At 71.5% G+C, this 26733-nt stretch carries 25 protein-coding genes and 2 pseudogenes; 13 read left to right on the forward strand and 14 right to left on the reverse strand.

Annotation, left to right across the window (positions count from 1 at the left end; translation table 11 throughout):
* Positions 1–369 precede the first annotated feature (369 nt).
* The 5 genes and pseudogenes from IF20_RS32800 (at position 370) to IF20_RS32820 (ending at position 4313) form a co-directional block, all read left to right on the forward strand.
* The gene (locus IF20_RS32800; protein ID WP_199896865.1) at positions 370–1083 is read left to right on the forward strand and encodes an aspartate/glutamate racemase family protein; all 714 of its coding nucleotides are present in this window, start codon (positions 370–372) and stop codon (positions 1081–1083) included.
* A gap of 163 nt (positions 1084–1246) precedes the next feature.
* Positions 1247–1783 carry a hypothetical protein gene (locus tag IF20_RS32805; RefSeq protein ID WP_234426917.1) on the forward strand — a complete coding sequence of 179 codons (537 nt, stop codon included), beginning with the start codon at positions 1247–1249 and terminating at the stop codon, positions 1781–1783.
* A gap of 33 nt (positions 1784–1816) precedes the next feature.
* Positions 1817–2391, forward strand: a pseudogene (locus tag IF20_RS38520) (ISKra4 family transposase); the annotation flags it as partial.
* A gap of 591 nt (positions 2392–2982) precedes the next feature.
* Positions 2983–3573 (forward strand): sigma-70 family RNA polymerase sigma factor, encoded by a 591-nt coding sequence (locus IF20_RS32815; RefSeq protein ID WP_052869073.1) that lies wholly within the window; start codon positions 2983–2985, stop codon positions 3571–3573.
* Positions 3570–4313 carry an anti-sigma factor gene (locus IF20_RS32820; RefSeq protein ID WP_052869074.1) on the forward strand — a complete coding sequence of 248 codons (744 nt, stop codon included), beginning with the start codon at positions 3570–3572 and terminating at the stop codon, positions 4311–4313. Before IF20_RS32815 ends, IF20_RS32820 begins: the two co-directional genes overlap by 4 nt.
* Before the next feature lie 214 nt (positions 4314–4527).
* On the opposite strand, the gene IF20_RS32825 is transcribed toward IF20_RS32820, so the two are convergent.
* The 11 genes and pseudogenes from IF20_RS32825 to IF20_RS32875 form a co-directional block, all read right to left on the reverse strand.
* A complete protein-coding gene (locus IF20_RS32825) occupies positions 4528–5442 on the reverse strand; it encodes a DUF1295 domain-containing protein (RefSeq protein ID WP_052869075.1) in 915 nt (304 codons plus the stop codon).
* Positions 5439–6807 (reverse strand): annotated as a pseudogene (locus tag IF20_RS32830) (class I SAM-dependent methyltransferase). Before IF20_RS32830 ends, IF20_RS32825 begins: the two are co-directional and overlap by 4 nt.
* The gene (locus IF20_RS32835) at positions 6744–7562 is read right to left on the reverse strand and encodes a DUF1365 domain-containing protein (protein WP_199896866.1); all 819 of its coding nucleotides are present in this window, start codon (positions 7560–7562) and stop codon (positions 6744–6746) included. Before IF20_RS32835 ends, IF20_RS32830 begins: the two are co-directional and overlap by 64 nt.
* Complete coding sequence (locus IF20_RS32840; protein ID WP_110944781.1) at positions 7559–8815, reverse strand: NAD(P)/FAD-dependent oxidoreductase; 1257 nt, start codon at positions 8813–8815, stop codon at positions 7559–7561. The genes IF20_RS32835 and IF20_RS32840 overlap by 4 nt, the downstream gene beginning before the upstream one ends.
* A 159-nt stretch (positions 8816–8974) precedes the next feature.
* The gene (locus IF20_RS32845; protein WP_052869077.1) at positions 8975–9619 is read right to left on the reverse strand and encodes a fasciclin domain-containing protein; all 645 of its coding nucleotides are present in this window, start codon (positions 9617–9619) and stop codon (positions 8975–8977) included.
* A gap of 101 nt (positions 9620–9720) precedes the next feature.
* Positions 9721–11382 (reverse strand): molybdopterin-dependent oxidoreductase, encoded by a 1662-nt coding sequence (locus IF20_RS32850; RefSeq protein ID WP_052869078.1) that lies wholly within the window; start codon positions 11380–11382, stop codon positions 9721–9723.
* Between the two features lie 78 nt (positions 11383–11460).
* Positions 11461–12495: a GNAT family N-acetyltransferase gene (locus IF20_RS32855; RefSeq protein WP_052869079.1), complete on the reverse strand. Its 1035-nt coding sequence runs from the start codon at positions 12493–12495 to the stop codon at positions 11461–11463.
* A 137-nt stretch (positions 12496–12632) separates the two neighbouring features.
* On the reverse strand, positions 12633–14381 hold the full coding sequence (locus IF20_RS32860; RefSeq protein WP_110944770.1) for a glycoside hydrolase family 13 protein: 1749 nt from the start codon (positions 14379–14381) through the stop codon (positions 12633–12635).
* Positions 14378–15232 carry a carbohydrate ABC transporter permease gene (locus tag IF20_RS32865; protein WP_052869081.1) on the reverse strand — a complete coding sequence of 285 codons (855 nt, stop codon included), beginning with the start codon at positions 15230–15232 and terminating at the stop codon, positions 14378–14380. The genes IF20_RS32860 and IF20_RS32865 overlap by 4 nt, the downstream gene beginning before the upstream one ends.
* Positions 15229–16140: a carbohydrate ABC transporter permease gene (locus IF20_RS32870; RefSeq protein ID WP_052869082.1), complete on the reverse strand. Its 912-nt coding sequence runs from the start codon at positions 16138–16140 to the stop codon at positions 15229–15231. Before IF20_RS32870 ends, IF20_RS32865 begins: the two co-directional genes overlap by 4 nt.
* Positions 16137–17465, reverse strand: coding sequence for an extracellular solute-binding protein (locus IF20_RS32875; protein ID WP_199896867.1), 1329 nt, complete (start codon positions 17463–17465; stop codon positions 16137–16139). Before IF20_RS32875 ends, IF20_RS32870 begins: the two co-directional genes overlap by 4 nt.
* A gap of 325 nt (positions 17466–17790) precedes the next feature.
* Between IF20_RS32875 and IF20_RS32880 the strand changes: the two genes are divergently transcribed.
* The gene (locus IF20_RS32880) at positions 17791–18855 is read left to right on the forward strand and encodes a LacI family DNA-binding transcriptional regulator (RefSeq protein ID WP_324605609.1); all 1065 of its coding nucleotides are present in this window, start codon (positions 17791–17793) and stop codon (positions 18853–18855) included.
* A 238-nt stretch (positions 18856–19093) separates the two neighbouring features.
* Here the strand turns inward: IF20_RS32880 and IF20_RS32885 are convergent, their stop codons facing one another.
* Positions 19094–19825, reverse strand: coding sequence for a helix-turn-helix transcriptional regulator (locus IF20_RS32885; protein ID WP_052869085.1), 732 nt, complete (start codon positions 19823–19825; stop codon positions 19094–19096).
* A 121-nt stretch (positions 19826–19946) separates the two neighbouring features.
* Here IF20_RS32885 and IF20_RS32890 point away from each other — a divergent pair, with 121 nt between their 5' ends.
* The 4 genes from IF20_RS32890 to IF20_RS32905 all read left to right on the forward strand — a co-directional run bounded on the left by IF20_RS32890 (position 19947) and on the right by IF20_RS32905 (position 22098).
* Positions 19947–20486 carry a DUF2231 domain-containing protein gene (locus IF20_RS32890; RefSeq protein WP_052869086.1) on the forward strand — a complete coding sequence of 180 codons (540 nt, stop codon included), beginning with the start codon at positions 19947–19949 and terminating at the stop codon, positions 20484–20486.
* A 133-nt stretch (positions 20487–20619) separates the two neighbouring features.
* Complete coding sequence (locus IF20_RS32895; RefSeq protein WP_052869087.1) at positions 20620–21042, forward strand: hypothetical protein; 423 nt, start codon at positions 20620–20622, stop codon at positions 21040–21042.
* A 1-nt stretch (position 21043) separates the two neighbouring features.
* Complete coding sequence (folE, locus tag IF20_RS32900; protein ID WP_234426918.1) at positions 21044–21688, forward strand: GTP cyclohydrolase I FolE; 645 nt, start codon at positions 21044–21046, stop codon at positions 21686–21688.
* Between the two features lie 47 nt (positions 21689–21735).
* Positions 21736–22098 (forward strand): ArsC/Spx/MgsR family protein, encoded by a 363-nt coding sequence (locus IF20_RS32905; RefSeq protein ID WP_052869088.1) that lies wholly within the window; start codon positions 21736–21738, stop codon positions 22096–22098.
* Between the two features lie 103 nt (positions 22099–22201).
* On the opposite strand, the gene IF20_RS32910 is transcribed toward IF20_RS32905, so the two are convergent.
* Together IF20_RS32910 and IF20_RS32915 are read right to left on the reverse strand one after the other, a co-directional pair.
* On the reverse strand, positions 22202–23623 hold the full coding sequence (locus tag IF20_RS32910) for a HAMP domain-containing sensor histidine kinase (RefSeq protein WP_052869089.1): 1422 nt from the start codon (positions 23621–23623) through the stop codon (positions 22202–22204).
* Between the two features lies 1 nt (position 23624).
* Positions 23625–24326: a response regulator transcription factor gene (locus IF20_RS32915; RefSeq protein ID WP_052869090.1), complete on the reverse strand. Its 702-nt coding sequence runs from the start codon at positions 24324–24326 to the stop codon at positions 23625–23627.
* Between the two features lie 165 nt (positions 24327–24491).
* Here IF20_RS32915 and IF20_RS32920 point away from each other — a divergent pair, with 165 nt between their 5' ends.
* Genes IF20_RS32920 through IF20_RS32930 form a run of 3 tightly spaced genes read left to right on the forward strand, consistent with a single transcriptional unit; the run spans position 24492 to position 26695 of the window.
* Entirely contained in the window at positions 24492–25760 is a 1269-nt protein-coding gene (locus tag IF20_RS32920) for a glycosyltransferase family 4 protein (protein ID WP_052869091.1), read from the forward strand.
* Positions 25761–25780: 20 nt separating this feature from the next.
* Positions 25781–26392: a phosphatase PAP2 family protein gene (locus IF20_RS32925; RefSeq protein ID WP_052869137.1), complete on the forward strand. Its 612-nt coding sequence runs from the start codon at positions 25781–25783 to the stop codon at positions 26390–26392.
* A gap of 36 nt (positions 26393–26428) precedes the next feature.
* Complete coding sequence (locus IF20_RS32930) at positions 26429–26695, forward strand: hypothetical protein (RefSeq protein WP_052869092.1); 267 nt, start codon at positions 26429–26431, stop codon at positions 26693–26695.
* The last annotated feature ends 38 nt before the right edge of the window (positions 26696–26733 follow it).

Here is a 26733-nt window from a genome sequence, read left to right on the forward strand (position 1 = left end):
GCCCGGGTGAGGCCCCTAACGAAGGGCTTTACGGGATGTATCTGCCGCCGCGGTACACGCGCCAGGCCTTCCCGCGGCACCGCACCGAGCGAGCCGGACTGACGGTCAGGGAGGTCGAGATCCGGCCGGGGACGTCAAGCCGTTCCGCCCGTCCCACATCCTTTCGGATCACTCCAGGTGCGCGGCCGGAGTCCTAGCCCGAACAGCAGCCGCGGACGGGGCCGCCCAGAGGGCCGTCCAGGGTTGATGGCGGGCGGGGGCTGGTGGTGCGCGGTGGGCACGACGGTATCGCGCAGGCCCCTCGGCTCGGCGGCGGAAGGATCAAGAACATTTCCGACGGGTATGCCGTTTCTGGCGAAGGAGGAGTGCATGCGGCTGACAGTGGTGTTGCCGGGCTTCGCGGAGCATGTCGCGACGGTACGGGAAGAAGTCGGAGCTTGGGCCGGACACGGTGTGGGAGTCGACGTGGTGGCGGCCGCCGTGCCGGATGAGATGTCTGCCTCGCGCTACGGTCTGGCTGCCGCCGGGCCCGCCATCCTTGCCGAGGTGGTGCGCGCTGCCCACAGTGGTAGCGACGGCGTAATGATCGACTGTGCGGCTGAACCAGTGGTCCACGCCGCCCGTGAAGTGGTTGATGTGCCCGTGGTGGGCGGGCTTTTGCCGGCGCTGCACGTAGCGATGAATCTTGGGCTGCGGGTGGGCGTGCTGACCACGCTGCCGAGCGCCGCGTCCGTCTTCCGCCAGCTGCTGGCCCAGGAAGGGGTGTCCGGGCGCTGTCGTGTCCTCACGGTGCCGTTTGGGTCCGGGGAATCGGGGTTCGAGAAAGAAGCGTTGGTGCGTGCGCTGAACGCCGGAGCGGTTCAGGCAGTCACATCCGACGAGGCTGACGTGTTGGTGTTGAGCTGCACCGGTCTTTCGGGGGCGACGCGCGCCGTGCAAGACCACCTGGCCGAACGTGGCCCGTTCGTCCCGGTAGTGGATCTCACCGGGGCGGCGCTGATGCTCCTGGAGAGCATGGTGCGGCTCGGTGTGCACCCCAGCCGGACCGCTTACTCATCCGTCGCCGCACCTGAAGGCTGGTAGGGGCCACTCGGGGCCGCAGCCCCTCTGCTGCCTGCGGACTGCCGGGTGTGGGTGACATGCCAAGCCAATCGTTCATGGGTGTGGATCCTCTCGGGGGAATGATTGACCTGGGCAGACGCTAAGCGGTGGTGTCGGGGCGGGGGCTTGCTTCCACCGTGTTGGGGTGGAGGTGGGGCGCCATGGTGTCTTTGCCGGAGGACTCGAGGCGCGGGAGGTCGCGGCCCGGCGCAGCGTCGAGGAACTTCCGTCCGAGATGGCGGAGTTGGCGCTGATGCTGGAGGTGGCTCAGGAGGATCTGTCGCGGTGGGAGATCACGCGGGAGACGGTCACGAAGGCGCTGGCTGAGCTGTCGGCCGCGGAGCCGGACAGCGATGCAGATGTGCCGGTGGAGCCTGCACAGAAGTCCCAGCCGCACGGGGCCGGCGTGGTGATGGTCCCGCCGTGGCGGGAGGGCCTGGAGGCGAAGGTGTTGCCGGATGTCTACCGGGACATCATGGAAGCGCTGGCGGACGCGCCGGGCCCGTTGCAGGCCAAGCAGGTCGTGCCGCGGATCGGGCTGTCCGCGACGGCCGGGAAGATCGAGGGGACGCGGGCCAAGCTCAAGCGGTTGGTGGAGCGGGGCTGGCTGGCCGAGGACGCGCCGGGACGTTTCGCCCTCGCCCGCCGTGATGCGGTCACCGGCCCCCTCAACCCCCGGTGACCAAGGGGCTCTTCCTCGTAGATTCGACGGTGCCAACCAAACCGAATCGCAAGAAGAACCGAAGAAGAGCCCGCACCCGCCCCGCGTCGGCCGTACGACATCATCCATCCGCCCGGCGGCCGCGGCCAGGACCGACCACCCAGGCCAGGCCCGAAAGCGGCACAGAAATGGTGCACTGCCTCGCTGATCCACCCGCCGGAGCAGGTCATCGCCGATGCGTTCGCCCAGGCCGAGGCCCGCGACCCGGACCATCTGCGGGACTGGGTCATGCTCGTCGACGGCGCCCGCCATCAACTCGACCTGATCCAGGCCGAAGCCGCTCGCCGCGGCGTCCGCCTGCACAGTCTGCTCGACTTCGTGCACGTCGCCGAGTACTGCTGGACCGCCGCGCACGCCTTCCCCCCGGCCGGCAGCCGCGAGGCCGAGATTTGGGCCGCGGACAAACTCACCGCGATCCTCGCCGGACACGCCGCCCGCGCCGCGGCCGAAACGGCGCCGACGCCGTCCTCGAACTCCGCGCCCTGATCACCAACGGCGACTTCGACGACTACTGGACCTTCCACGCAGCCCGCGAGCATCGACGCCTCTACCCAAGCGCCGACCAGCAGAAAAAGACGGAGACCAGACGGCAACGCAGCCGGGCCGTCGAGCCGAGTACGGCTCGGGGCCCGGGTCCGTCGGGCCCGCCGCCTCGTCCGCGATCGTCGCCGCCAGCGGACGGCCGGTGAGCGGAGCGATCAAACCGGCCAGGTAGGCGGCGTCGAGGCGGTCGTCCTCGCTACCACTGCGGGAGGCTGGGTACAGAGTTCACTGACGCGCCGCGCTTCGTCGTACTCCCCTTGCAGCGTGAGCGCCACGCCCAGGGACCACTCCGTCGGGGTACTCCTCGGCCACCTGCCGGGCGTGCATCGCGCGTGGGCCAGTTCGCCGTCGCGGCCGAGGAGAGTGCTGTGCTCTTCAAGAGAGGGCGACCCCGGGGGCCTCGGGGTCCCGGTCAGCCGTTGCCTTACGGCAGGGCGCGCCCCTTCCGGGGCCCTCCGCGCCCCCTTCGTCGTCGGCATGAACGCGTTCTTCGTTCGACGACCAATCCGGTCGGGTCTCGGCTCCGAAGAAAGGACGTGGGAGACATCTGCGTGTCCGGACGGCGTGCTGACCGGAACGAAGGTGTGATGTGAGGCAGCACCGAGCGAAGGAGCGCAATGGAAGCGCCAGGGGTAGGGAGAGCGCCGGGACCCCGGCCGGCCGGGCCGGATGCGGAAGCGTTGCTGACCGCGGTGGCGCTCGGCGACCAGGAGGCGTTCGGGCAGCTGTATGACCTGGTGAGCGGGCCGGTGCTGGGACTGGTGACGCGGGTACTGCGGGATCCGGGGCAATCCGAGGAGGTCGCTCAGGAGGTGCTCGTCGAGGTCTGGCGCAGTGCGGCCCGCTTCCGCCCGGACAAGGGCAGCGCGATGACGTGGGTACTGACGATGGCGCACCGGCGTGCGGTGGACCGGGTACGGGCGTCGCAGGCCAGGACCGAGCGGGAGAGCAAGGCGGCGCTGCTGGAGCGCACTCCGGCCTATGACGAGGTGAGTGAGCAGGTGGAGGCGCGGCTGGAGGGCCAGCGGGTCCGCCGGTGTCTGGGTGCGCTCACCGAGCGGCAGCGCGAGTCGGTGACGCTGGCCTACTACCGCGGCTTGACCTATCGGGAGGTGGCGCAGTTGCTGGCGCTGCCGTTGGGTACCGTCAAGACTCGGTTGCGGGACGGGTTGATCCGGCTGCGCGACTGCCTGGGGGTGACGGCATGAACGACGCCGATCTGCACACGGCGACCGGAGCGTATGTGCTCAATGCTCTTCCGGAGGAGGAGCGTATCCGCTTCGAACATCATCTGCGGGACTGCGCGGCCTGCCGGCAGGAGGTCGCGGAGCTGTCCGCCACGGCCGCGCGCCTCGGGCAGGCCGTGGCCGCGGTGCCGCCGCCGGAGTTGAAGGACCGCGTGCTGCACCACATCGCCACGGTGCGCCAGGAGCCGCCCCCGGTGAGTGGTGACCGCTTCTCCGGGCGGGTGCGGCGGCGTTCGCTGCCCCGTCTGGCGCTGGCCGCGTGTCTTGCCGCCGCGGTGGCGTTCGGTGGGGTCGCGGTCTGGCAGCATCAGGAGGCCCGGGAGGCGCGCTCGGCGGCGCAGCAGCAGGCGGCGGAGCTGGCGGCGGTGCTGGCCGCGCCCGACGCCCGGGTGACGACCGGCAAGCTCAGCGACGGCGGCAGCGGTACGGTCGTGGTCTCGCGCGCACAGAACCGTGCGGCCTTCGTCGCCTCCGGCCTGGCCGACCCGCCCGGCGACAAGGTCTACCAGCTGTGGTTCAACGACGGCGGGAGGATGCGTGCGGCGGGTACGTTCCACCCTGCCCGCGGTGCGACCGCCACGTTGCTGGACGGGGACCTGGGCAAGGCCAGCGGTATGGGGGTGACGGTGGAGCCGGCCGGCGGCTCGCGGCAGCCCACCACCCGGCCGGTCGCGCTGATGGACTTCCCGGCCCGTACGTGAGGCAGGGCCCGACACCCGACACCCGACACCTGATATCCGACAGCGGCCAACGGTCAACGGCTGACGGTCAACGGCTGACTGGCAACGGTCAACGGCTGACTGGCGCCGGCGTACTGCTGCCGGCGCCCGTCAAGCTGTCCCGCGCCTCCCACGCCCGAGGCCGGCCGGGCAGTACCGGGGGGTACCGGCGTGGTACCGGGGCGGCACCGGACTGTCAGCGGCGAGGTGCTCGTGTCCGTGTCCGTGTCCGTGCGCGTGCGCGTGCGCGTGCGCGTGCGCGCAGGCCAGGTGGCACGGGGAAGAATCCACTGGTGCGGGCCGCGTACTCGGCGTACCCCGGTCGGCCCGCCATGTGCCGCTCCAGCAGGGCCTTGCCGCTGCCCCGGGTCAGCAGGAAGGACATGACCACGGGCGCGAGGACGGTGGCGGCGGCCACCGACAGGTCGCCGCAGGCGAAGAGGAACAGCCCCCACCAGACGCAGAAGTCGCCGAAGTAGTTCGGATGCCGGGTCCACGCCCACAGACCGCGGTCCATGATCTTTCCCCGGTTGGCCGGGTCCGCGGCGAAACGGGCGAGCTGGTGGTCGCCGACGGCTTCGAAGACCAGGCCGACCAGCCACGATGCCACCCCCACGGCGATGAGCGCGTCGGGCGCTGCGCGGATGTACTGGGCGGCCTGGACGGGCAGCGAGACCAGCCAGACGAGGGCGGCCTGCAGCAGGTAGACCATGCGGAAGGCGTAGGCGTTGCGGTTGCCGGGCGCCTTGGCCAGCAGCTTCTCGTACCGCGGGTCCTCGCCCCTGCCCCGGCCGCGCCGGGCGATGTGGCCGGCCAGGCGCAGTCCCCAGACCACGGTCAGCGTGGTGACCAGCAGCCGTCGGCCGGCGTTCCCCTCGCCGGCCGACATGCCGTACGTGGTCAGTGCCACCGCGGCGAACGCCAGGCCCCAGGCGACGTCCACGATGCGGTGCCGGCCCCGGCGCAGTGCCACGGCGAACGTACCGAGCAGGACCGCGAGCGCCGCGCCCGCCGCCACCGCCAGGTTGACGGCGAAGGCGCGCCACGCGAACGGGGCCGGTGCGCCTGCGGCGTACGGCAGGACGAGCACGGCGTGTGTCGCCGGAGTCATCGGCCCAGTCCCTCGTGGGTCAGCTGGATCTGGTGCACGTCGATGTAGCCGGAGCGGAAGCCGGCCTCGGAATAGGCGAGGTAGAAGGCCCACATGCGGCGGAAGACGGCGTCGAAACCCAGCTCGGCCACCGCGCTCTCCCGCGCCGTGAAGCGCTCCCGCCACAGCCGGAGGGTCTCGGCGTAGTGCGCGCCGTAGGCCGTGCGGTCCCGTATGCCCAGCCCGGCGGCTCGGGCGTGGTGTGCGATGGCCGTCACGGAGGGCAGCATGCCGCCGGGGAAGATGTACTTCTGGATCCAGGTGTGGGTGTTGCGGGTCGCCCGCATCCGGTCGTGCGGCATGGTGATCGCCTGCAGGGCGATGCGGCCGCCGGGCAGCAGCCTTCGGGCGAGGGTGGCGAAGTACTGGGGCCAGTACTCCGCGCCGACCGCCTCGATCATCTCCACACTCACGACGGCGTCGAACTGCCCGCGCACGTCCCGGTAGTCGCACAGTTCGACGACGGCCCGCCCCCTCGTGGCCGGCCGCGCGGATGCGCGCCAGCGCCAGGTCTCGCTGCTCGGCCGAGAGCGTGACCGAGTGGACGTGGCAGCCGCGCGCGGCGGCGCGGACGGCCAGTTCGCCCCAGCCGGTGCCGATCTCCAGCAGCCGGGTGCCGGGGCCCGCACCGGCCAGGTCCAGCAGCTGATCGATCTTCGCCCGCTGCGCCCCGGCCAGCCCCTCCCAGCGGGCGGGCAGAGCGTCGAAGACGGCCGAGGAATAGGTGAGTGTGTCGTCCAGGAAGAGGGCGAAGAGGTCGTTGGACAGGTCGTAGTGGTGGTGGATGTTGGCGCGTGCCCCGTCGTGGGTGTTGCGCTGGCCGACCGGTTGCCGCAGTGCCCAGAAACGGCGCAGACGTTGCAGTGCGGCGGGGACGAGGGTGGTGACGTGGTCGGCGAAGACCTGCAACACGCCCACCAGGTCCTCGGCCTCCCACTCCCCCGCCATGTAGGACTCGCCGAAGCCGGTGAGGCCTCTGGCGGCGATACGCCGGAAGAAGGCGTCGGGGGCCCGCACCGTGAGCACCGGACCGCCGAGGCCGAGTCGTTCGTGGGCGAATCGTATGGGGGCGAGCCGTTCGTCGGTGAGGGGGGCGAGTCGTTCGTGGGGGCCCAGGTGCACGGTGAGCGGCAGCCGGGCCAGGGCGCGCCGTACGAGGCGTTCGGCCACCGCCCCGCGGGCGGCGGAGCAGGGCGGCAGCGCGGCGACATCGGGCCACCGCTCGGCGTCGACGGCCGCGGTGGTGGGAATCGTGGGGCTGGTCACTGCATACCTTCCTGGTGGGGATGCGGGGGACGGGGCTGAACGGGCAGGCCGCGCCGCCACAGGCGGAGGCCGTGGAAGCGGATGCCCAGGGAGACGGCGGCGGTGGACCAGGGATGGCGGACGGCGGCCCGGAGCAGTCCCGCGGTGCCGGCGGGCCGGCGGACGCCGCGTACGGTGGCGGTCAGCCGGTGGGAGCCGTCGCTTTCGAGCCGCACGCCGAGGTCGAGCCGCTCATCGGGGACGGGCAGCCGCATCCGGTACGCACCGTCGACACCGAAGAACGGCGACACGTATAACTCCTTCTCCGTACGGAACTCCTGGTGTGTCCGGCCGCTGCCGTGCTCGGCCGCCTGCGGTTCGAGGAGGTAGCAGTGGCGCTGGCCGTAGGTGTTGTGCACCTCGGCCACCACGCACCGCAGGACACCGTCCGGGGTGTGGCACCAGTACAGGGACAGCGGGTTGAAGACATGACCGAACACCCGGGCGTGCGCCAGCATGAGCACCCGGCCGCCGTGGAGTGCCACACCGCGCGCGGCGAGGAAGGCCTCCAGCCCTTCCCGGATCGTGGCCGGGGCGCCCTCGCGCCGCCCGCCCCCGAAGTGGTCGCGGGCGTCGAATCGGGCCAGCGGGCGCAGGATCCGGGGCAGTCGGGGCAGGGCGTCGAGGTCCACCAGCCACAGATAGGTGCGGTGCCGGAGCACATGGCGTCGCGGCCGGGTGCGGACATGCGTGATGAGGCTGGGATACAACGCGGGGGTGCGGGCAGTGGCACCACTGGGCCGGCCGACAGTGCGTGCGGAGGCGGCGGTGCTCACCACTCCACCCCCAGCGCTCGGGCCGCCGCCACGCCTGAGCGGCAGCCGTCCTCGTGGAACCCCCAGCCGTGGTACGCACCGGCATAGGCGGTGACCGGGCCGCTCAAGCCGGGCAGCCGGCGTTGGGCCGCGACGGACTCGGGCGTGTAGACGGGGTGCTCGTACGTCATGCGGGCCAGCACCCGGTCCGGTGCGACGCGTTCGCCGCCGTTGAGGGTGACGACGTACCGCTCGGGGGCCTCCAGTCGCTGGAGCCGGTTCATGTCATAGCTGACCAGCACCTGGTCGGCGGCGGACCGGCAGGACGGCATCAGGTAGTTCCACGAGGAGGCGGTCGCCGCGCGCGGGGGCAACAGGGAGGTGTCGGTGTGCAGGAGTGTGGCGTTGCGCGAATAGCGGAAGGCGCCCAGCACCGCCCGCTCGTCGTCGGTCGGGTCGGCGAGCAGGCGCAGTGCCTGGTCCGGATGGACGGCGATCACCACGGAGTCGTACCGGTCCGAGGTGCCGTCCTCGGTGGTGATCCGCACCCCGCGGCCGGTCCGGCTGACGGCCCGCACCGGAGCGGCGGTGTGGACCGTGGCGACCTGCTTGGCGACGCGCTCCACGTAGGCGCGCGAGCCGCCGCTGACCGTTCGCCAGGTGGGCGAGGTGCCGATGGAGAGCATGCCGTGGTGGGCCAGGAAGCGGAAGAGGTACCGCGCCGGGTAGCGCAGTGCGGTCGTGGCATCGCACGACCACACCGCCGACACCAGGGGCGTGAGGAAGTGGGAGACGAAGTAGGGCGAGAAGCGGCCCTCGGCAAGGAAGGCGGCGAGGGTACGGTCGTCCTGGATGTCGTTGGCGAGGAGTCGGCGGGCTCGCGCGTGGAAGCGCGGTACTTCCGCCAGCAGTCGCAGATAGCGTGCGCTGACCGCGTTGCGAGGCCGGCCGAAGAGTCCGCTCGGGCCGCGTGCGCCTGCGTATTCCAGGCCGCAGCCGGCGCACCGCACCGACATGCTCATCTCGGATTCCTGGGTCGCCACCCCCAGCTCGTCGAACAGGCGCAGCAGGTGGGGGTAGGTGCGCGTGTTGTGCACGATGAACCCGGAGTCCACCTGGTGCACCCGCCCGTCTGCCGAGGCCAGGTCGTGGGTGTGGGCGTGGCCACCGAGCCGATCCGCCGCCTCGTACAGCGTCACCTCGTGCGCGTTGCGGAGCACGTACGCGGCTGTCAATCCCGCTATCCCACTGCCCACCACTGCGGTGCGCACCATCGGCATCCGTCTCCTCCACGGCCGCGGCGGCGCCGAATGCACCGCCTGTCCCTGAGGATTCGGAGCGGGCGACCGACCGGATTGGTCGACCGGGCGGGCGTCCCCCACGGGGACGCCCGCCCGGTACCGGCCCGGAGGCCAGGGACTCAGGGATCGGGATCAGCCCTTCGGCATCAGGACGTTGTCGACGATGTAGACGGTGGCGTTGGCGGTGGGCACATTGCCGCAGACCACGTTCGAGACGCCGTTGACCTTGTACGACGTGCCGGAACCGGACGTGCTGAGCTTGCTCTTCTCCAGCGTCGGGTAGCTGCCGTTCTCCAGCTTCTTCGGAGTGAGCTTCTGGCCGACGACGTGGTACGTGAGGATCTTGGTCAGCAGCTCCTTGTCGTTCATGACCTTGTTCAGCTGGTCCTTGGGCAGCTTGTCGAAGGCGTCGTTGGTCGGCGCGAAGACCGTGATGTTCTCGGCGTTGTTCAGGGTGTCGACCAGGCCGGCCTTCTTCACGGCGGAGACCAGCGTGGAAAGTGCGGGGTTGTTCGATGCGGCGGTGGCCACCGGGTCCTGGGCCATGCCGTCGAAGCTGCCCTTGCCTTCCTTGGGGACGGTGGCGCAGGCAGGGCCGAACGGGCCGGCCATCGGGTCCATCGACTTGCTCTTGGATCCCTTGGGCGCGGCGGACGAGTCGGAGTTCGACGCCTTGTCCTGTCCCCCGTCGTCGCTGGAACAGGCGGCCAGTGAGACGGGCAGGAGCGCGGCGGCGGTGACGGCGAGGACGGTACGGCGCATACGCAGGGTGTTCATGGTGTTCTTCTCCTCATGCAGAAGGGACGATGGGTCAGGCCAAGTCACGTCAGGTCAGGTCGAGTCGGGACAGGCTGATCAGGCCGAGTCGGGTCAGTGGGTCAGGTCACGGTGACCACCACCGAGTGGTGGCCGGACGCACCGTCAGGAATGGGACGGGCCCGGGCGGAGGTCTGGGTGGCGCCGGTGCGGTCGGTGGCGCGGACCTGGAGGGTGTGGGTGCCGGGCTTGGCCGGCCACCGCCACATCCACTGCCGCCAGGTGTCGACCGGGCCCTGTGCGGCCAGCTCCGCCTCGTGCCAGCCGCCGTCGTCCACCCGTACTTCGACCCGCTCGATGCCCTTGTGCTGCGCCCAGGCCACTCCGGCGACCGTGACGGTGCCGGTCTTGAGCGAGGCGAACGGCCTGGGGGTGTCGATCCGGGACTCGGTCTTGATCGGCGCCTTGCGCGCCCACTTCCGCTCGACCCAGTAGGTGTCGTACGCCGCGAACGTGGTCAGCTCCAGGTCCTGGAGCCATTTGCACGCCGATACGTAGCCGTACAGACCGGGCACCAGCATGCGGACCGGGAAGCCGTGCTCGAAGGGCAGCGGCTCACCGTTCATGCCCACCACGAGCATCGCGTCGCGGCCGTCCATGACGGTCTCCACCGGCGTGCCGAGGGTCATGCCGTCCACCGATCGGGCCACCAGTTGGTCGGCGCGTCCGCCCTGGGAGGGCGGCCGTACGCCTGCTTCCCGCAACACCTCGGCCAGTGGCACGCCGAGCCAGCGGGCCGAGCCGACGTAGGGGCCGCCGACCTCGTTGGACACGCAGGTCATGGTGGCGTCCCGCTCGATCAGCCGGCGTCGCAGCAGCGCGTCGAAGTCCAGCGTCAGTGGGTTGCGCACCCCCTTGCCGTGGATGCGCAGCCGCCACCGTCCGGCGTCCAGGCGCGGCACTGTCAGCGCCGTGTCGACCCGGTAGAAGTCCCGGGTCGGGGTCCGGTACGGCGTCAGTCCGGGGAGCTTCAGATCCACCCCGCGGGGCAGGCGCGGCGCCGGTGAGTCGGGGGCCGGCAGCTCGACCGCTGCACGGGACGCCTCCGCATCAACCGACGCCGAGGCGTTCAGCCGCCGGCCCCACAGCCCGGCCCCGGTGGAGACGGCGGTGACGGCACCGGCCGCCATCAGGAACCCCCTGCGCCCGGGACCCGGCCCCGAGGACCGCTCAGGCTCCGAGGACCGCTCAGGCTCCGAGCTCTCCGTCTCCCTTTCCGGCTCCGAGCCCTCCGTCTTCCTTCCCGCACCCTGGCCCGTACCGCCACCCGCACCCACCGGCAGCCGCGCGCGGAGCACGTACAGCACTCCTGCTCCCGCGACGGCCCCGACCAGCGACGGCACGGCGTCGACGGCTCCCACCGTGTCCGGCCGCCCCGTCGCGGCGACGGCTCCGGCCACGCCGAAGAGCAGCACGCCGGCCGATGCCGATCGCCGGTACCGCAGGCCCAGCAGCCCCAGTACACCGGCGAGGACGGCGAGTACGCCCAGGATGCCCAGTTGCAGCGCCAGTTTGTCGGCGGTGCCGAACTGGCGGATCGCCCAGTCCTTCACCGCGGCCGGGGTCCGGTCGATGACCGCGCCGCCGACCGCCGTGACCGGGCTCGCTTCCGGCCGCACGGCCACGGACACCAGCTCCGCCACGGCCAGCGCCGCGTAACCGGCGACCAGTCCACCCGACGAAGCCAGGGCCCGTCGCCCAAGCTCTCCGTTTCGCTGCTTCACACCCCTGGTTCGGAGCCACGGCGCTGCCGGATTGGTCGCCCGTCGCTTCGAATCCGCCGGAGGGGCCGGAGGGATGCCTCAGGACGGGCGGGACGCGGCCAAGGGGCGGGTGTAGGTGACGGTTTCGCGTTCCACCACGAACCCCGACTCCTCGTAGAAACCCAACGCACCGGAGGGATTGGCGGTGTCCACGGTCAGCGACACCGTGTCGTACCCGGCGTCACGCGCAGTGCGCAGTACCTCTCTGAGCAGCGCGGGCGCAGCGCCCCGGCCGCGGTAGGCCCGCCGGGTGCCGAGGTAGCCGACGTGGCAGTCCCGGCTGCCCGTTGCTGCGGTCTCCGCGGTGCTCTCCTCCGCCAGGAGGTACGCCGCCACTTCCTTGTCCGCCACTTCCTTGTCCGCCACACCTTCGTCCGTCACCAGCAGTCGTGACATCGCGGGCCGGAACGCCTTGGCTCCGGTGACCCAGGTCTGCCAGTCGGTCTCGTCGAAGGGGGTGAAGTTCCAGTGGTCGCGGAACGCGTCGTTGTGCGCGAGCCGGGTGGCCTCCGAGTACGCCGCCTCGTACGTCACGAGACGGGTGCCCTCGGGAGCCGGGCGGGGCTCGGGGCGGCCGCCGTCCAGCGGCTGCTTCATGCGGAACCACCAGCGGCAGGGGGTGAACCCGCGCCGCTCGGCCAGCTTCGCCAGGTCCTCCTGGTCCGCCATCCCTTCGAGCAGCAGCTCACCCCGCAGGCCGGACAGCTCGGCGTCCGCCGCCTGCCGGGCTTGCGCACGCTCCTCCAGCCACGCGAAGAGCCGGTCCCCGATGCCGCGGTGCCGCCAGCCGGGGTGGACCTGCGCGTCACCCTGGAAGCGGGCCGCGTCCAGCGCTCCGTGCGGCGTGTGCAGCACGGCGTACGCGACCAGGCGCGGCCCGTCCCACAGCCCCAGGCTGTCCCGGTCCGGGTCCAGCTTGGGGTCGGCCAGCACTTCCAGGAACTCCTCGGTATCGGCGTGCTCGCCGGTCGCGTCGGCCCGCTCGACGGCATGGTGGAGCTCCAGCCAGGCCGGGGCGCTGTCCTCGCGCAGCGGCCGGGCCTCCAGGCTCTCCGCGGGAACCTGTCCTCCCATGGCAGCCGCTCCTCTCGCCTGGTCACACCTGTCCCACCACCTCACTCTTCCAAGATCCGGCGAGCAGCGCGACCGGGAGCGCCGCCCCGCACACCCGGTCGCACCGCCTGTATCCGGCGTCGGTGTACGCCGGGAGGTCAGCCCTCGATGCGCAGCCAGGTCGTGGTGTCCGGGGGCAGAAGCCCGTCGGTCAGGGGGGCGCTGGTGAGGAGCAGGTGGCCGGCGGGGAGTGGTACGGGCCGGTCGGAGAGGTTGGCGAGGCACTGCCAGCCGGTGGAGCGGGCGAAGTGGATGAGGTCGGCGGTGCCGTCGCCCGCCGGGCCGTCCGTCGCCGTCTCGTCGGGCGGTGTCAGCCATTCGAGCGACTCGTCACCCTGGAGCTCGCGCCGGAGCCGCAGGGCCGTGCGGTACAGCTCCAGTGTGGAGCCCTCGACGCCGTCCTGGGCCGCCACCGACAGCTCTGCGAAGACGGGCGGCTGCGGCAGCCAGGTGCCGCCGGGCCCGAAGCCGTACGAGGCGCCTTCCCTGGCCCACGGCAGCGGCACCCGGCAGCCGTCCCGACCCTTGCGGGTGTGCCCGGTGTGTTCCCACACCGGGTCCTGGAGCGCCTCGGCGGGCAGGTCGGCGACCTCCGGCAGGCCCAGTTCCTCGCCCTGGTAGACGTAGGAGGCGCCGGGCAGGGCCAGCATCAGCAGGGTCGCGGCGCGGGCTCGGCGCAGGCCCAGCTCCGGGTCGGGGGCCGGGTCCTTGCCGCCGCTCAGCAGCCAGGCGTCGGTGTCGGTGCCGAGGGGCAGTGCGTACCGGGAGGCGTGTCGTACGACGTCGTGGTTGGAGAGCACCCAGGTCGCCGAGGCGCCCGCGGCGGCGGCCGTGGCCAGCGACTCGGTGATGACCTTGCGCAGCGCGCGGGCCGTCCACTCCGCCTGGAGGTATTCGAAGTTGAAGGCCTGGCCGAGTTCGTCGGGCCGGGTGTAGAGGACCCGGCGGGAGTTCTTCACCCAGGCCTCGGCGACCGCCATCCGCGGCGGGGTGTAGGAGTCCAGGACGATGCGCCAGTCCCGGTAGATCTCGTGCACCTCGTCCCGGTCCCAGTGCGGGTGGGTGCCGTCCGGCATCAGGTCGTGGTCGCCCTTGAACTGGTTCTCGCCCATGTCGCGCAGCGGTTCGGCGAGGTCCTTGGCCAGCCCGTGCGCCACGTCGATGCGGAAGCCGTCGACCCCGCGGTCGGACCAGAAGCGCAGCGTGTGCCGGAAGTCCTCGCGGACCTCTTCGTTGCTCCAGTCCAGGTCCGGCTGCTCGGGGGCGAAGAGGTGCAGGTACCACTGGCCGTCCGGCACCCGCTGCCAGGCGCTGCCGCCGAACCGCGAGACCCAGTCCGAGGGCGGCAGCTCGCCGTTCTCGCCGCGCCCGTCGCGGAAGACGTAACGCGCGCGGGCCGCCGAGCCGGGTGGCGACGCCAGCGCCTCCTGGAACCATACGTGCTGGTCGGAGGTGTGGTTGGGCACCAGGTCCACCAACACCTTCAAGCCCAGCCGGTGTGCTTCGGCGACCATCGCGTCGAAGTCGGCGAGGGTGCCCAGCCGCGGGTCGACGTCGCGGAAGTCGGCCACGTCGTATCCGCCGTCGGCCAGTTCGGAGGGGTAGAAGGGGCTCAGCCACAGCGCGTCCACGCCGAGGGCGGCGAGGTGGGTCAGCCGGGCGGTGATGCCGGGCAGGTCGCCGATGCCGTCGCCGTCGCTGTCGGCGAAGCTGCGCGGATACACCTGGTAGATGACGGCCTGCCGCCACCAGTCGGGGTCTTGCGAGGACAGATCGGGCGAGGCGGGGACGGTCACGAAGACTCCTTCGGGAAGCAGGTCGGGCACATCGGAGGTCGATCCGGTCATCCCTTGACCGCGCCGTCGGTCAGGCCGGACAGTACGGCGCGCCGGAAGACCAGGACGAGGAGGGCGATCGGTACGGTCGCGGCCATCGCGCCGGCGAAGATCGTCCCGTACGGGATCTCGTACTGGCTGCTGAAGAGTGCGATGCCCACCGGCACGGTGCGGTAGGCGTCCTCGCTGTTGAAGGTGAGCGCCATCAGGAACTCCGTCCAGGTGGCGGTGAAGGTGAACACGCCGGCCGTGAACAGCGCGGGCCGGGCCTGCGGCAGGATCACGGACAGCAGTGTGCGGGTCGGCCCCGCGCCGTCCACGGTCGCCGCCTCCTCCAGTTCGTACGGGATGCCCAGCAGCGAGTTGCGCAGGATCCAGATCGCGAACGGCAGGTGGAAGGCGGTGTACGGGATGATCAGGCCCCAGTAGCTGTTGAGCAGGTCCAGTTGGCGTTCGACCAGGTACAGCGGGGTGACCACCGCGATGGTCGGGAAGACGGAGATCATCAACAGCGCGGTCATCACCGGGCCGCGGCCACGCATCGGCATGCGGGCCAGCGCGTATCCGGCGAACAGTCCGAGGCCGAGGACGAGGGCGGTGGCGCTGACGGCCACCACCGCGCTGTTGAGCAGATAGCCGTCGAAGCCTGCCGAGCCCAGTGCCTGCCGGTAGTTGGCCAGGGTGGGGTGGTGCGGGACAAGGGTCGGTGGGAGCGTGCCGTTCTCCCGCGCCGTCTTGAACGAGGTCACCGCCATCCACAGCAGTGGCAGGGCGGTCACCGCGACCAGCATCAGCGCCCCGAGGTTCACCACGTTCACATACCGGCGCACGCCCGTGCGCCCGCGGCCGCGCCTGACGCTCATGCCGCACCCCCTTCGTCGACCTGGTTGCGGAACATCCGCAGGCACAACAGGCAGCCCACGATGACCAGTGCGCCCGTACTCGTGGCGATCGCCGCTCCCATGCCGATGTCGAGGTTCTGAAAGAGCGTCTTGTAGCCGAGTACGGCGAGGGATTGGGTGGCCGTGCCGGGGCCGCCCTGGGTGAGGACGAACGGCAGGTCGAAGATGCCGAAGGCCTGGAGGACGCGGAAGAGGACCGCCACCGACACCACCGGGCGCAGTGCGGGCAGGACGACGTTCCAGAAGGTGGTCCACGCTCCCGCGCCGTCCACCTCCGCCGCCTCGTAGCGCTCCTGCGGGATGCGTACCAGGCCGGCCAGGATGATCACCGCGACGAACGGCGTGGTCTTCCAGATGTCGGCGACCGCCATCCCCGTGATCGCGGGTACGGGCGTGCCGAGGATGACCGGCGGCTGGTCCATGACCAGCCCGAACAGCCAGGTCACGGCGCCGAAGGTGGCGTCGTACAGGAAGTCCCACAGCTGCGCGGAGACCACCGTGATCAGCGACCAGGGGATGAGCAGCAGGGCGAGGATCCAGCCGCGTCCGGCCTCCAGCCGGTCCAGCAACACCGCCACCGCGATGCCGAGGGCGATCTCCACGGCGACCGTCACCAGCGTGTACCCGACCGTGAAGAGCAGCGCCTCCAGCCAGGCCGGACTGGCCAGCATGGTCGTGTAGTTGCCGAGCGTCCATTCCTCGACGTGCAGGCCGCCGAAGGTGAAGCGGACCTTGCTGAAGCTGAGGACGACGGAGTAGAGGATGGGGAAGATCGTCACCAGCGCGATCACCACGAGCGCCGGGGTGGTGTAGAGCCAGCCGATGCGGGCCCGGCGGCGCGCGAGGCCGGTCGGCCGAGGGGCCGTCACAGCGCCTCCCCACGCAGCGCCGCCTGCAGGTCGCCGCGGGCGCGGGTCAGTGCCTGCCGCACGCTCATGCCCCCGCTGAGCACTTCGTTGACCGGTGTGAACACCGCTTTGCTGACCATGGGGTACTCCGGGGTGCGGGTCGGCCGGGCGACCAGCCGTACGTCGCGGGCGAGCGCGAAGGCGGGGTTGGCCGACCGGGCCATGGCCTTGCCGTGCAGTTGGGAGAGGAGCGGCGGCAGCACGGCCGCCTTGCGGGCCAGGATCGACTGGCCCTCCTCCTCGGCGAGGAAGCGGGCGAACGCCAGGGCCGCGCCGAGGTTCGGGGAGTGCGGGTTGAGGTAGTTGCACCAGCCGCCCAGGCAGCTGCGGCCGCCCGTGCCGTCTTCGAAGCCGGGCCGCCGTATCACCCCGATCTTGCCCGCCACCTGCGAGGACGCCGGGTTGTCCGCCACCCCCCACGCGTACAGCCAGTTGCGCAGGAACACCGACCGGCCGCTGGTGAAGGCGTCCAGACTGTCCTGCTCGACGAAGGTCGTCACCGAGGGCGGGGTCACCCCACGGGTGATCAGGTCGCGCAGGTACGACAGGGCCCGCTCCCCCGCGGGGCCGTCGAAGGTGACCTTGCGGGCGTCGGGAGAGAGGATGCTGCCGCCCGCGTCGGCGACCAGCTCCGCGACGTTCGCGGTCAGCCCTTCGTACACCGTGCCCTGCCAGACGAAGCCGAAGTCGGCGTCGCCCGCCCGCTGGACCTTGGTGGCGGTGGCCGCCAGCTCCTCCCACGAACCGGGCGGCCGCAGCCCGTGCTTGTGCAGCAGGTCCTTGCGGTAGTACAGGAACGCCTCGTCCAGGTAGAACGGAAACGCGTACACCTGTCCCCGGTACGTCAGCGCCCGCACCAACTCCTCGGGATAGCGCTGCCAATAGCCCTTCGGCAGCAGTGGATCCAGCGCCAGGGCCAGCGAGTTGTGCGCGAACTGGGCCGGCCAGGCCAGGTCGCCCATGTAGACGTCCGGCGACGGGCTGCCGCTCGCCACCTGTGTCGTGAGGGTCGCGCGGGACACGTCCGTGGTCGGCGGCGCGGCGATCAGCCGCACGGTGACGTCGGGGTACTTCCGCCGGAACGCGCTGACCAGGACGGGTCGCAGGTCACTGCCGTCGCGGGCCGCGACCCGCCCGGCCCACCAGCGGATGGTGACCGGGCCGCGCGGCACCTCGGTGACGTGCGAGAGGTCCGGGCCGCGTGCGAGGGCACGTCCGCAGCCGGTCGCGGCGGCCAGCGGGACGGCGGCCCCGGCGGTGGTTCTGAAGAGGGATCTGCGGCTCAACGGCATGACGCTGCGCTCCTGACCGAGGGAGAACGCTGAGGGGAGGGTGCGGCAAGGAGGCTCTCGGGGAGCACCCCTGACAACGCTTGCACGCTAGGGACGGCCTCAGGGGCTGTCAATGGCGTGCGCAGCAACGGGAAGAGGCGTCCACTCGTACGAAGAAGCAGCCGACATGGCCGGGTTGCCGCAGATTGCCCAACCCGCCCGGCCTGATCGGATCCCTCCGGGCACACGGGATCCCTCCGGACTCCTGATCTTTCCCGTCGATGATAACGCTGTCACCGACCGGGTCCATGCGTGCTACACCTGTGCTACGTTCCGGACCATGCTTCCAGCGCAGCGTCACCCCACCATGGCCGACGTGGCCGAACGGGCGGGAGTCTCGGTCTCCACCGTCTCGCGGACCCTGCGCGGCCTGTCCACCGTCTCGGACGAAGCCAGGGCGAAGGTGGAGGCGGCGGCCCGCGAGCTGTCCTTCGTGATCTCCCGGCAGGCGTCCAGCCTGGTCACCGGCAAGACCGGCACGGTCGCCGTGCTCGCGCCCACCCTCGGCTCGTGGTTCGTCGGGCAGGTACTGCGCGGTCTGAGCGAGGTGTTGCGCGACGCCGGCCTGGACCTGAAGGTCTACAGCGTCGCGGACCTCGCCGAACGCGCCGCCTTCTTCGACCAGCTGCCGGCCCGCCGCAACGCCGACGCCCTCCTGGTCATCTCCTTCGACCTGACGGAAGAAGAGTTCGCGCGGCTGGACGGGCTGGGCGTGCCGGTGGTGTACGTCAGCCAGCACGCCCCGGGCCGGGCCAGTGTGTACGTCGAGGACGTCGCGGCGGCCCGCGGCGGCACCCGCTACCTGCGCGGCCTCGGCCACCGCCGCATCGCCTTCCTCCGCGCGGCGCCCGACTCCGGCTTCACGTGCAGCTCCCGCACCCGCCTGTTCGGTTACCGCGAGGCGCTCGCCGAAGCGGCGCTCCCCTACGACGAGGACCTGGTGGTCGCCACCTCCCGCGGCCGGCGCGCCACCGCCGAGGCCGTCGGGCAACTGCTCTGCCTGGCCGACCCACCGACCGCGGTGTTCGCCGAGACCGACGAGATCGCGATCGAGGTGCTGTCGGTGCTGCGCTCCTCCGGCATCGCCGTACCCGACCGCCTCTCCGTCCTCGGCTTCGACGACCACGACCACGCCGAGTGGCTGGACCTCACCACCATCGCCCAACCCGCCATCGAAGTCGGCCGCGCCTCCGGCACCCTCGCCCACACCCTCATCGACGACCCGACCGCCGATGCAACACGGCACGTCGTACTGCCCACACACTTGATCCCCCGGGGGACCACGGGGCCGGTGCCACAGCCGGATCGGGAGCCGAAGCGGGAGTCGGATTCCGCTCAGCCGTGAGGCCCCGCGGGGCGAGGACACCCGCCGCCCGCCGCCCCTGCCCCTTCGGCCGGACGTCGGTGTACCGAGTCGTGCGGCACGGGTGGCGGTGTTGCGTAGTGCTTGTCAGGCCGCGGGCGATGGTCGCCGTCCTCAGTGGGCCGCGGTCGGCTGCGTCTCCGTCGCCTCGATCGGCTGCGTCGGTTTCGCCTCGGCCGGCACGCGGAAGCGCCAGTAGCGGCGAGCGTCAGTCCGCCGCTTATGCGCCGTCTTCCGTGGCGTCCTGGAGCTCGACGCAGCATTCGCCGGGGCTGGGGGCCAGGATCGCCTGGACCGCCGGGGCGCGGAGCCCTTGGAGGTATCCGGTGAGGAAGGCGTGGTTCATGCCGCAGACGAGGTCGGGGGCCTGGGCGGCGAGGGGGTGGAAGGGGCAGTTGCGCAGCCGTACCCGGTCGGGCGCCTCTCGGGCCGGCTCGAATCCGTAGCGGTCCAGCATGCGCTCGCACAGGGTCAGGCCGCGTTCGGTGCCGAGCCGGCCCGGGCGCAGGTGCGCGTGTTCTTCCGATCCGAGCTGCTCGCCTCGCTCCTTGGCGGTGCGCAGGGCCGCTTCGACGGCGGTCTCGTCCTCGCCTTCGGTCACGACGGCCTGGACGAGCAGATCGGCCAGCAGTTCGTGGCGGCGGTCGGGGATGCTGATCTGTATCGGGGTGTCGGTGGGCTCGTAGACCTTGGGCTGCCGGCCGACCTTGCGGATGCCGGCGGGGTGTCCGTACCGGGCGCGCAGCAGGCCGGCGTCGACGAGCTTGTCGAGATGGAACGCGGCGAGTTTGCGCGATATGCCGACGCTGGCGGCCGCCTCGTCGCGCGTGACCGGCCGACGGGCGCGGCGGATGAAGGCGAACATCTGCCGCCGGGTGCTCTCGCCGAGCACGCTGACGGAGTCGATCGCGGTGTCGTCGGCGGAGGACGGCGGATTCGGGTCGGCAGCCACCCCTTCACGGTAACTCCAAATCGCGTGAGCGATGCATGGAGCGCACGTGCGTGGGCTGGTGCGCTTGACCGCCGCCCGGAATAAGACCAAGATTTGTTGGTGAAATAAGGAGGTGGCCGCGATGGCTCAGCCACATCAGGCCAAGCAGCCGGTCAGTGCCGCACTCGCCGGCCCCTACGGGCACCCGTTCCATCCGATACTGGTCACCGTTCCGATCGGGGCCTGGGCAGGCAGCCTGGTCTTCGACATCGCTTCCCACCTCGTGGGCGACGGGGCCTTTCTGTCCCGAGGCGCGATGTGGTTGATCGCGCTCGGCGTGATCGGCGCACTCTGTGCGGCGCTGGTCGGCTTCCTGGACCTCTTCGCCATCCCCACCGGCACCCGCGCGTTCCGGATCGGTCTGCTCCACATGACGCTGAACCTGCTGGTGACCGTCGCGTACGCGGGCAACTTCCGGTGGCGGCAGACGGGCCCCGAGCCCACCGGGAGCGTGCCGGCCGGGCCGCTGGCGCTCAACGTCGTCGCTTTCGTCGTGCTCGGCGTGTCCGGATGGCTCGGCGGCAAGCTCGCGTACCGCTACGGCGTCCGGGTCGCGGACGAGGCGACCCAGGCCGAGGGGTTCACACCCACTCGTCCCGGGTCCGCACGCACCCCCGACTGACCCCCGACTGACCCCCGACCGAGCCGCACAACTCCTTGCCGCTTCCCTGTCACTTCCCTTCCGCTTCCCGGCCGCTTCTCTGCCACGAACGACTCTCTGTCCCCTCCCAACACATCCATCCTCTGGAGTCCTCATGGACATCGCCGCACTGATCACCTGGGTGATCACCGCTCTCGGCGGTTTCTACATGCTCGGTACCTGGCTCGCACGCGGCGGCGCCCGCGGCGGCAGCCACCTGCCCGTCCCGGTGATCTTCGGCCACTTCGCGCTCGCCGCGATCGGCCTGGTCGTATGGATCGTCTACCTCTTCGCCGACAAGGACGCGCTGGCCTGGACCGCCTTCATCCTGCTGGTCCCCGTCGCGCTGCTCGGCTTCGTCATGCTGGCCCGCTGGCTCCCCGTCCACCGGGCCCGCGCCACCGCCCCGGCGGACGCCGAGCAGACCGCTCCCGCCGAGCGGCACTTCCCCGTCGCCGTGGTCGGCGCGCACGGGCTGTTCGCCGTGGTGACTGTGGTCCTCGTCCTGCTGTCCGCACTCGGAATCGGAGACAGCTGACATGACCCGGACCTCCCCCTCCCTGCCCGCGCCGGCCGAGCCGGAGATACCCCCGGTACGGCCCTTGCACGTGGTCTCCCCGACCGCGCAGGAGACGGATCTGGCGGCAGCCGAACAGGCCGCCGCGCAGTTCCTGCACGCCCTCGGCATCAGCACCGATTCGGAGAGCCTGCGCGGTACGCCCGGCCGGATGGCCCGCGCCTACGCCGAACTGTTCAGCCCGCGCCCGTTCGACCTGACGACCTTCCCCAACGACGAGGGGTACGACGAGCTGGTCCTGGCCCGCAGCATCCCGTTGCGATCGGTGTGCGAACACCATCTGCTGCCGTTCGTCGGCACCGCCCACATCGGCTACCTCCCCGGCCAGCGGATCCTGGGACTGTCCAAACTCGCCCGCATCCTGGAGCACTTCGCCTGCCGCCCCCAGGTGCAGGAGCGGCTCACCAAGCAGGTCGCGGACTGGCTGCAGACCCAACTGGAGCCCAAGGGCGTCGGAGTGGTCATCCAGGCCGAACACACCTGCATGACCCTGCGCGGCGTCCAGGCCACCGGTACGACGACCATGACCTCCACACTGCTGGGTCTGCTGCGTACCGATGCCCGCTCACGCAGCGAATTCCTGACCCTCACCGGCCTGCCGGGCTGAGCCCCGACAACGCTCCCTGCGCCAAGACCTACCGAAAGACCTCAGTCGTGGAGATCTGGATCAATCCCGCGTGCAGCAAGTGCAGCTCGGCGCTGTCGCTGCTGGACGCCGAGAACGCCTCGTACACCGTGCGGCACTACCTGACGGACCCGCCGACCGCTCAGGAGATGGAAGAGGTGCTGCGCCGCCTCGGCCTGGAGCCCTGGGACATCGCGCGCACCAACGAGCCCGCAGCCGCCGAGCTGGACCTCGCCTCGTGGCCGCGGGAAGCGGCCCACCGCGCTCGTTGGGTCGAGGCGCTGGCCGCCCACCCGACCCTGATCCAGCGGCCGATCATCACCGCGGACGACGGCAGCGCGGTGGTGGGCCGCTCACCGGACGCGGTCCGCTCCGTTCTGCGGCAGCCCTGAGGTGATCCTGCCGTAGCGCGGTTCGCCACAGCGCCGTCAACGGCGCCGGCCTGGGTTTCCCGCAACGGGAACCCAGGTCGCTCCGGACCCGCTCATCCACCGGTCAGCCGATGGTGAAGCCGATGACCGCGCCGCCGCCGTCGCGCCGCTCGGCGAAGACCGTGCCGCCGTGCGCGCCGGCCACCTCGCGGACGATGGAAAGGCCCAGCCCCGAGCCGGGCAGGGCGCGGGCGGTGGGGGCGCGGTAGAAGCGGTCGAAGATGCGGTGGCACTCCTCGTCCGTGAGTCCCGGGCCGCGGTCGTGCACGGCGACGCGGGTGCCGGTGACGACGATGGTGACGGGCTCGGTTCCGCCCGCGTCGAACTTCGTGGCGTTGTCGACGAGGTTCGTCACGGCCCGTTGCAAGGCGCCGGGGCGGCCGGTGACAAGTGTGCCGGCCGTGTCGCCCGTGTCGTCTGTGTTGTTTGTGTTGTTCACGTTGTTCGTGTTGTCCACTTCGACGACGACGGCCCGCCCGGTGCGGCGGCGGGCCCGTGCCGCGACGTCCTCGGCGATGTCGGCCAGGGACACCTCCACGTACGGCTCGTCGTTCAGCTGGCCGGCGGCCAGTTCGATGAGTTCGTTGACCAGATCGGTGAGTTCGCGTACCTCACCGGCCAGGTCCGCGGTCAGTTCCTCGCGGTCGGACACCGGCAGCCGGTCGATGCGGCGGAGCGTCGCGATGTTGGTACGCAAGGAGGTGAGCGGAGTACGCAGCTCGTGTCCCGCGTCCTGCACCAGGCGCCGCTGGTCCTCCACCGAACGCGCCAGGCGGCCGAGCATCCGGTCGAAGGAGCGCCCCAGGCGGCCGACTTCGTCACGGCCGGCCACCGGCACGGCGATCCGCAGGTCGCCGGTCTCCGCCACCTGTTCGGCGGCGGCGGTCAACCGCACGAGACGGCCGGTGACCCGGCGCGCCAGCCACCAGCCGGCCAGTGCGGCCGCCACGACCACCGTCAGCGCGAGCAGTGCGGTGCGTCGCTGCAACTGCCTCAGCAAGTCCTCGGTGTCACTGAACTGCTGGGCGACCTGCACGGCGCCGCGGCCACCGCCCAGTGCGACGGTCGCGACGCGGTACTCGTCACCGGACAGCTCCTGCTCCCCGTGTGACGTGGTGCCGGCCACGTCGTGGGCGGCGATCCGCCGGTCGGTGTCGAGCACCGTGAGCCGGGGGCTGCCGTGGTCGGCGACCGTCCCGCGCGGGCCGAGCACCTGGACGTCCGTACGCGTGGGGCGGATGAGGTCGTCCCGCGGCCCGTCGTGGTCGGGATCGGCCGTGGCGTAGTCGGCAGCCGTGAGCCGCTCCTGGTGCACCTGTCGCTGCAGGTCGTGGACGACCTCGTCGAACACCGACTTCTCGTCCACCCGCACCAACCGCGCCGCGGCGTTGTAGCTGAGGAATCCGACCGTGAGGGTGACGGCGACGGCGACCGCCGCGAAGAGCGCGGCGAAGGTGGTGCGCAGGCTGGCGGGGACGAGTCGCACGTCACACCTCGCGCAGGACGTAGCCGACGCCCCGTACGGTGTGGATCAGGGGTGGCTCACCCGGCCCGTCCATCTTGCGTCGCAGGTAGCCGATGTAGACCGCCAGGTTCTTCGAGCCGGGCCCGAAGTCGTAGCCCCAGATGCGGTCGTAGATGACGGCGTGGTCCAGCACGATGTCCGCGTTACGGATCAGCAGCTCCAGCAGGTCGAACTCGGTCCGGGACAGTTCCAGCTCCCGCTGCCCGCGCCAGACGCGTCGCGCCTGCGGGTCGAGCCGCAGGTCCGCCACCGTCAGCGGTGGTTCCGCCGGCTGCGGCCACTCCCCCGCCGGGCCGTCGTGCACACGCCGCAGCAGGGCCCGCAGTCGCGCGAAGACCTCCTCCACGTCGAACGGCTTGACCACGTAGTCGTCGGCGCCGGCGTCCAGACCGGCGATCCGGTCGGCCGGCTCCACCAGTGCGGTGAGCATCAGGATGGGTACGCGGTCGCCCTCCGCGCGCAGCACGCGGCACACCTGCAGGCCGTCGATGCCCGGCATCATGACGTCCAGCACCAGCACGTCGGGGCGGTGCCGGTGGGCCTGCGCGAGCGCTTCGACGCCGTCCGCCACGGCCGTGACCTCATACCCCTCCAGTGTCAGCGCACGCTCCAGGGCGTGGCGAATGGCACGGTCGTCCTCGGCGAGCAGCACGGTCTGGGGCACACCAGGAATTGTGCCGTGTCGAGAGGGCCGGATCGCGCTGCGAGGCGGCCGCGACCGGCAGTTCTTACCCGGCTCTCACCTTGGCCGGGCCGCCGCCTTACCTCCGTCCGCCACTGTGGCGCCCTACCGTGCGGCCGGTCCGGCGCCGCCGAGGGAAGGCCCTGCATGAAGATCGTGTTTCTCCTCCACAACGCGTACGCCATCGGCGGCACCGTCCGTACCACGCTCAACCTCGCGGCCGCACTGGCCGACCGGCACGAGGTGGCGGTCGTCTCGATGGGGCGGCACCGAGAGACGCCGCGCTTCGCGGTGGATCCGCGGGTGCGCATCGTGCCGCTGGTCGACGGCCGCATCGGCAGCGCCGACGCGCAGGACCCACGGTGGGCCGAGCCCGCCCGTGCCTTCCCGGCCACCGACAAACGCCACCACCAGTACAGCCTGCTGCACGACGTACGTGTCCAGGAGTACCTGGCGGGCTCCGACGCGGACGTCGTCATCGGCACACGGCCGGGCCTCAACGTCTACCTGGCGCGCTTCGGGCAGCGCCGCGCCCTGCGCATCGCCCAGGAACACCTGCGGCACGACGCGCACAGCAAGAAACTGCGCCGGGAACTGGCCCGGCACTACCGCATGCTGGACGCCGTGATCACCACCACCGAGGCGGACGCCGCGGTCTACCGTGCCCGCATGCCGCTGCCCGGCGTCCGCGTCCTGGCCATCCCCAACATCGTCCCGGCCCCGGCCGTGCCGCCCGCCGACCACTCCGCGAAGGTGATCGCGGCCGCCGGCCGGCTCGTCCCCGGCAAACGCTTCGACCTGCTCATCGACGCCTTCGCCGGCGTCGCCGCCAAGCGCCCCGACTGGTGCCTGCGGATCTACGGCGGTGGCGCCGAGCGCGATCGGCTGCAGCAGCTCATCCAGGCCCGTGCGTTGGACGCGCACGTCACGCTGATGGGCGCCCGGTCCCCGATCGAAGCGGAATTCGCCCAGGCGTCCCTGGTCGCTTCCGCGTCCGATGCCGAATCGTTCGGCATGACGTTGGTCGAAGCGATGCGTTGCGGGGTCCCGGTGGTCAGCACCGATTGCCCGCTCGGGCCTGCCGAGATCATCCAGGACGGCGTCGACGGCCGGCTCGTCCCCCAAGGGGACGCCAAGGCCCTGGCGCAGACGTTGCTGCAGCTGATCGACGACGAGCCGGCCCGCCGGGCCATGGGGGCCGCGGCCCTGGCCGGCGCCCGTCGTTTCGACCCCGACCACATACTGCGCCGTTACGAACTCCTCATCACGGAACTGCGCACCAGTCGCCACCGCCGCGCGTGGCAGCGCATGAAAGGCCGGGCGACCGGCCGCTCCAGGGCGCTGCTCCGGCGCATGCGTACCGCGGTGCACGTACGTACCGCAGCACACGATCGCCCGGCCCGGCCCGCGCGGTGACCGGCGGAAGAGGTATGCGGATGATCCTCGCCTTCGACGGTTCCTCGATCGACGGCTCCCTCTACAGCGGCGTGGTACGCCTCGCCGGCCGGTCCCCGTCATGGCTGGACACCCTCGTCTCCTCGTGGTCGACCTACGGCCTCGGCCTGTTTGCGGTGCTGCTGGCCCTCGCCTGGTGGCGCGCCCGGCGTACCGGGCCGCACGCGGCGGGGCTCGCACTCGCCGCGCCGGTGATCGTGGCGCTGGCCTACGCCGCCAACACCGTGGTGAAGCTGCTGGTGCGTGAGGACCGTCCCTGCCGGAGCCTGCGCGCGGTCACGTTGGAGGCGTGCCCGGCGCCACATGACTGGTCCTTTCCCAGCAACCATGCGGCCATCGCAGCCGCGGCAGCGGTCGTCCTGCTCTTCGTCTCGCGCCGCATCGGAGCGGTCGCCGTGCTCGCCGCCGTGGCGATGGCCGCCTCCCGGGTCTGGGTGGGCGCCCACTACCCGCACGACGTCGCGGCCGGCGCTCTGGTCGGCACCCTCGTCGCCCTGGCCCTCGTACTTCCCCTGCGCCGACACGCACGCGCCGTCCCCCGCCGCCGCGCCGCCGTCTCCGTCCGCCCGCTCGGTGCGAGCCGCGGAAAATAGGGAGCCGGCCGAGGCGCGGCGCGTCAGACTTCCGCCATGACCACCGACTTTCGTGTGCGCCGGGCCGAGGCCACTGATGCGCCCGCCCTGGCGCGGCTGCGATGGGAATTCAAGGAAGAGGATCGCGACGACCGGGAAGCCGGTTCTTCCGCACCGACGCGATCCATGGCACGGGCTGAGCAGTGGATTCGGGAGCGGGGTACGGACGTGCTCATCGTCTGGCCGTCGGAACGCAGCGTGCCGGTCTACCGACGCGCCGGCTTCCGGCCGTCGACCGAACTGCTGGAGGCGCGGGAGCCCTGACCGCGTCCCAAGCCCCGCGCCCGCTCGCCCGGCCGGGA

The sequence above is a fragment of the Streptomyces niger genome (assembly GCF_000718305.1).
Taxonomy (GTDB): domain Bacteria; phylum Actinomycetota; class Actinomycetes; order Streptomycetales; family Streptomycetaceae; genus Streptomyces; species Streptomyces niger.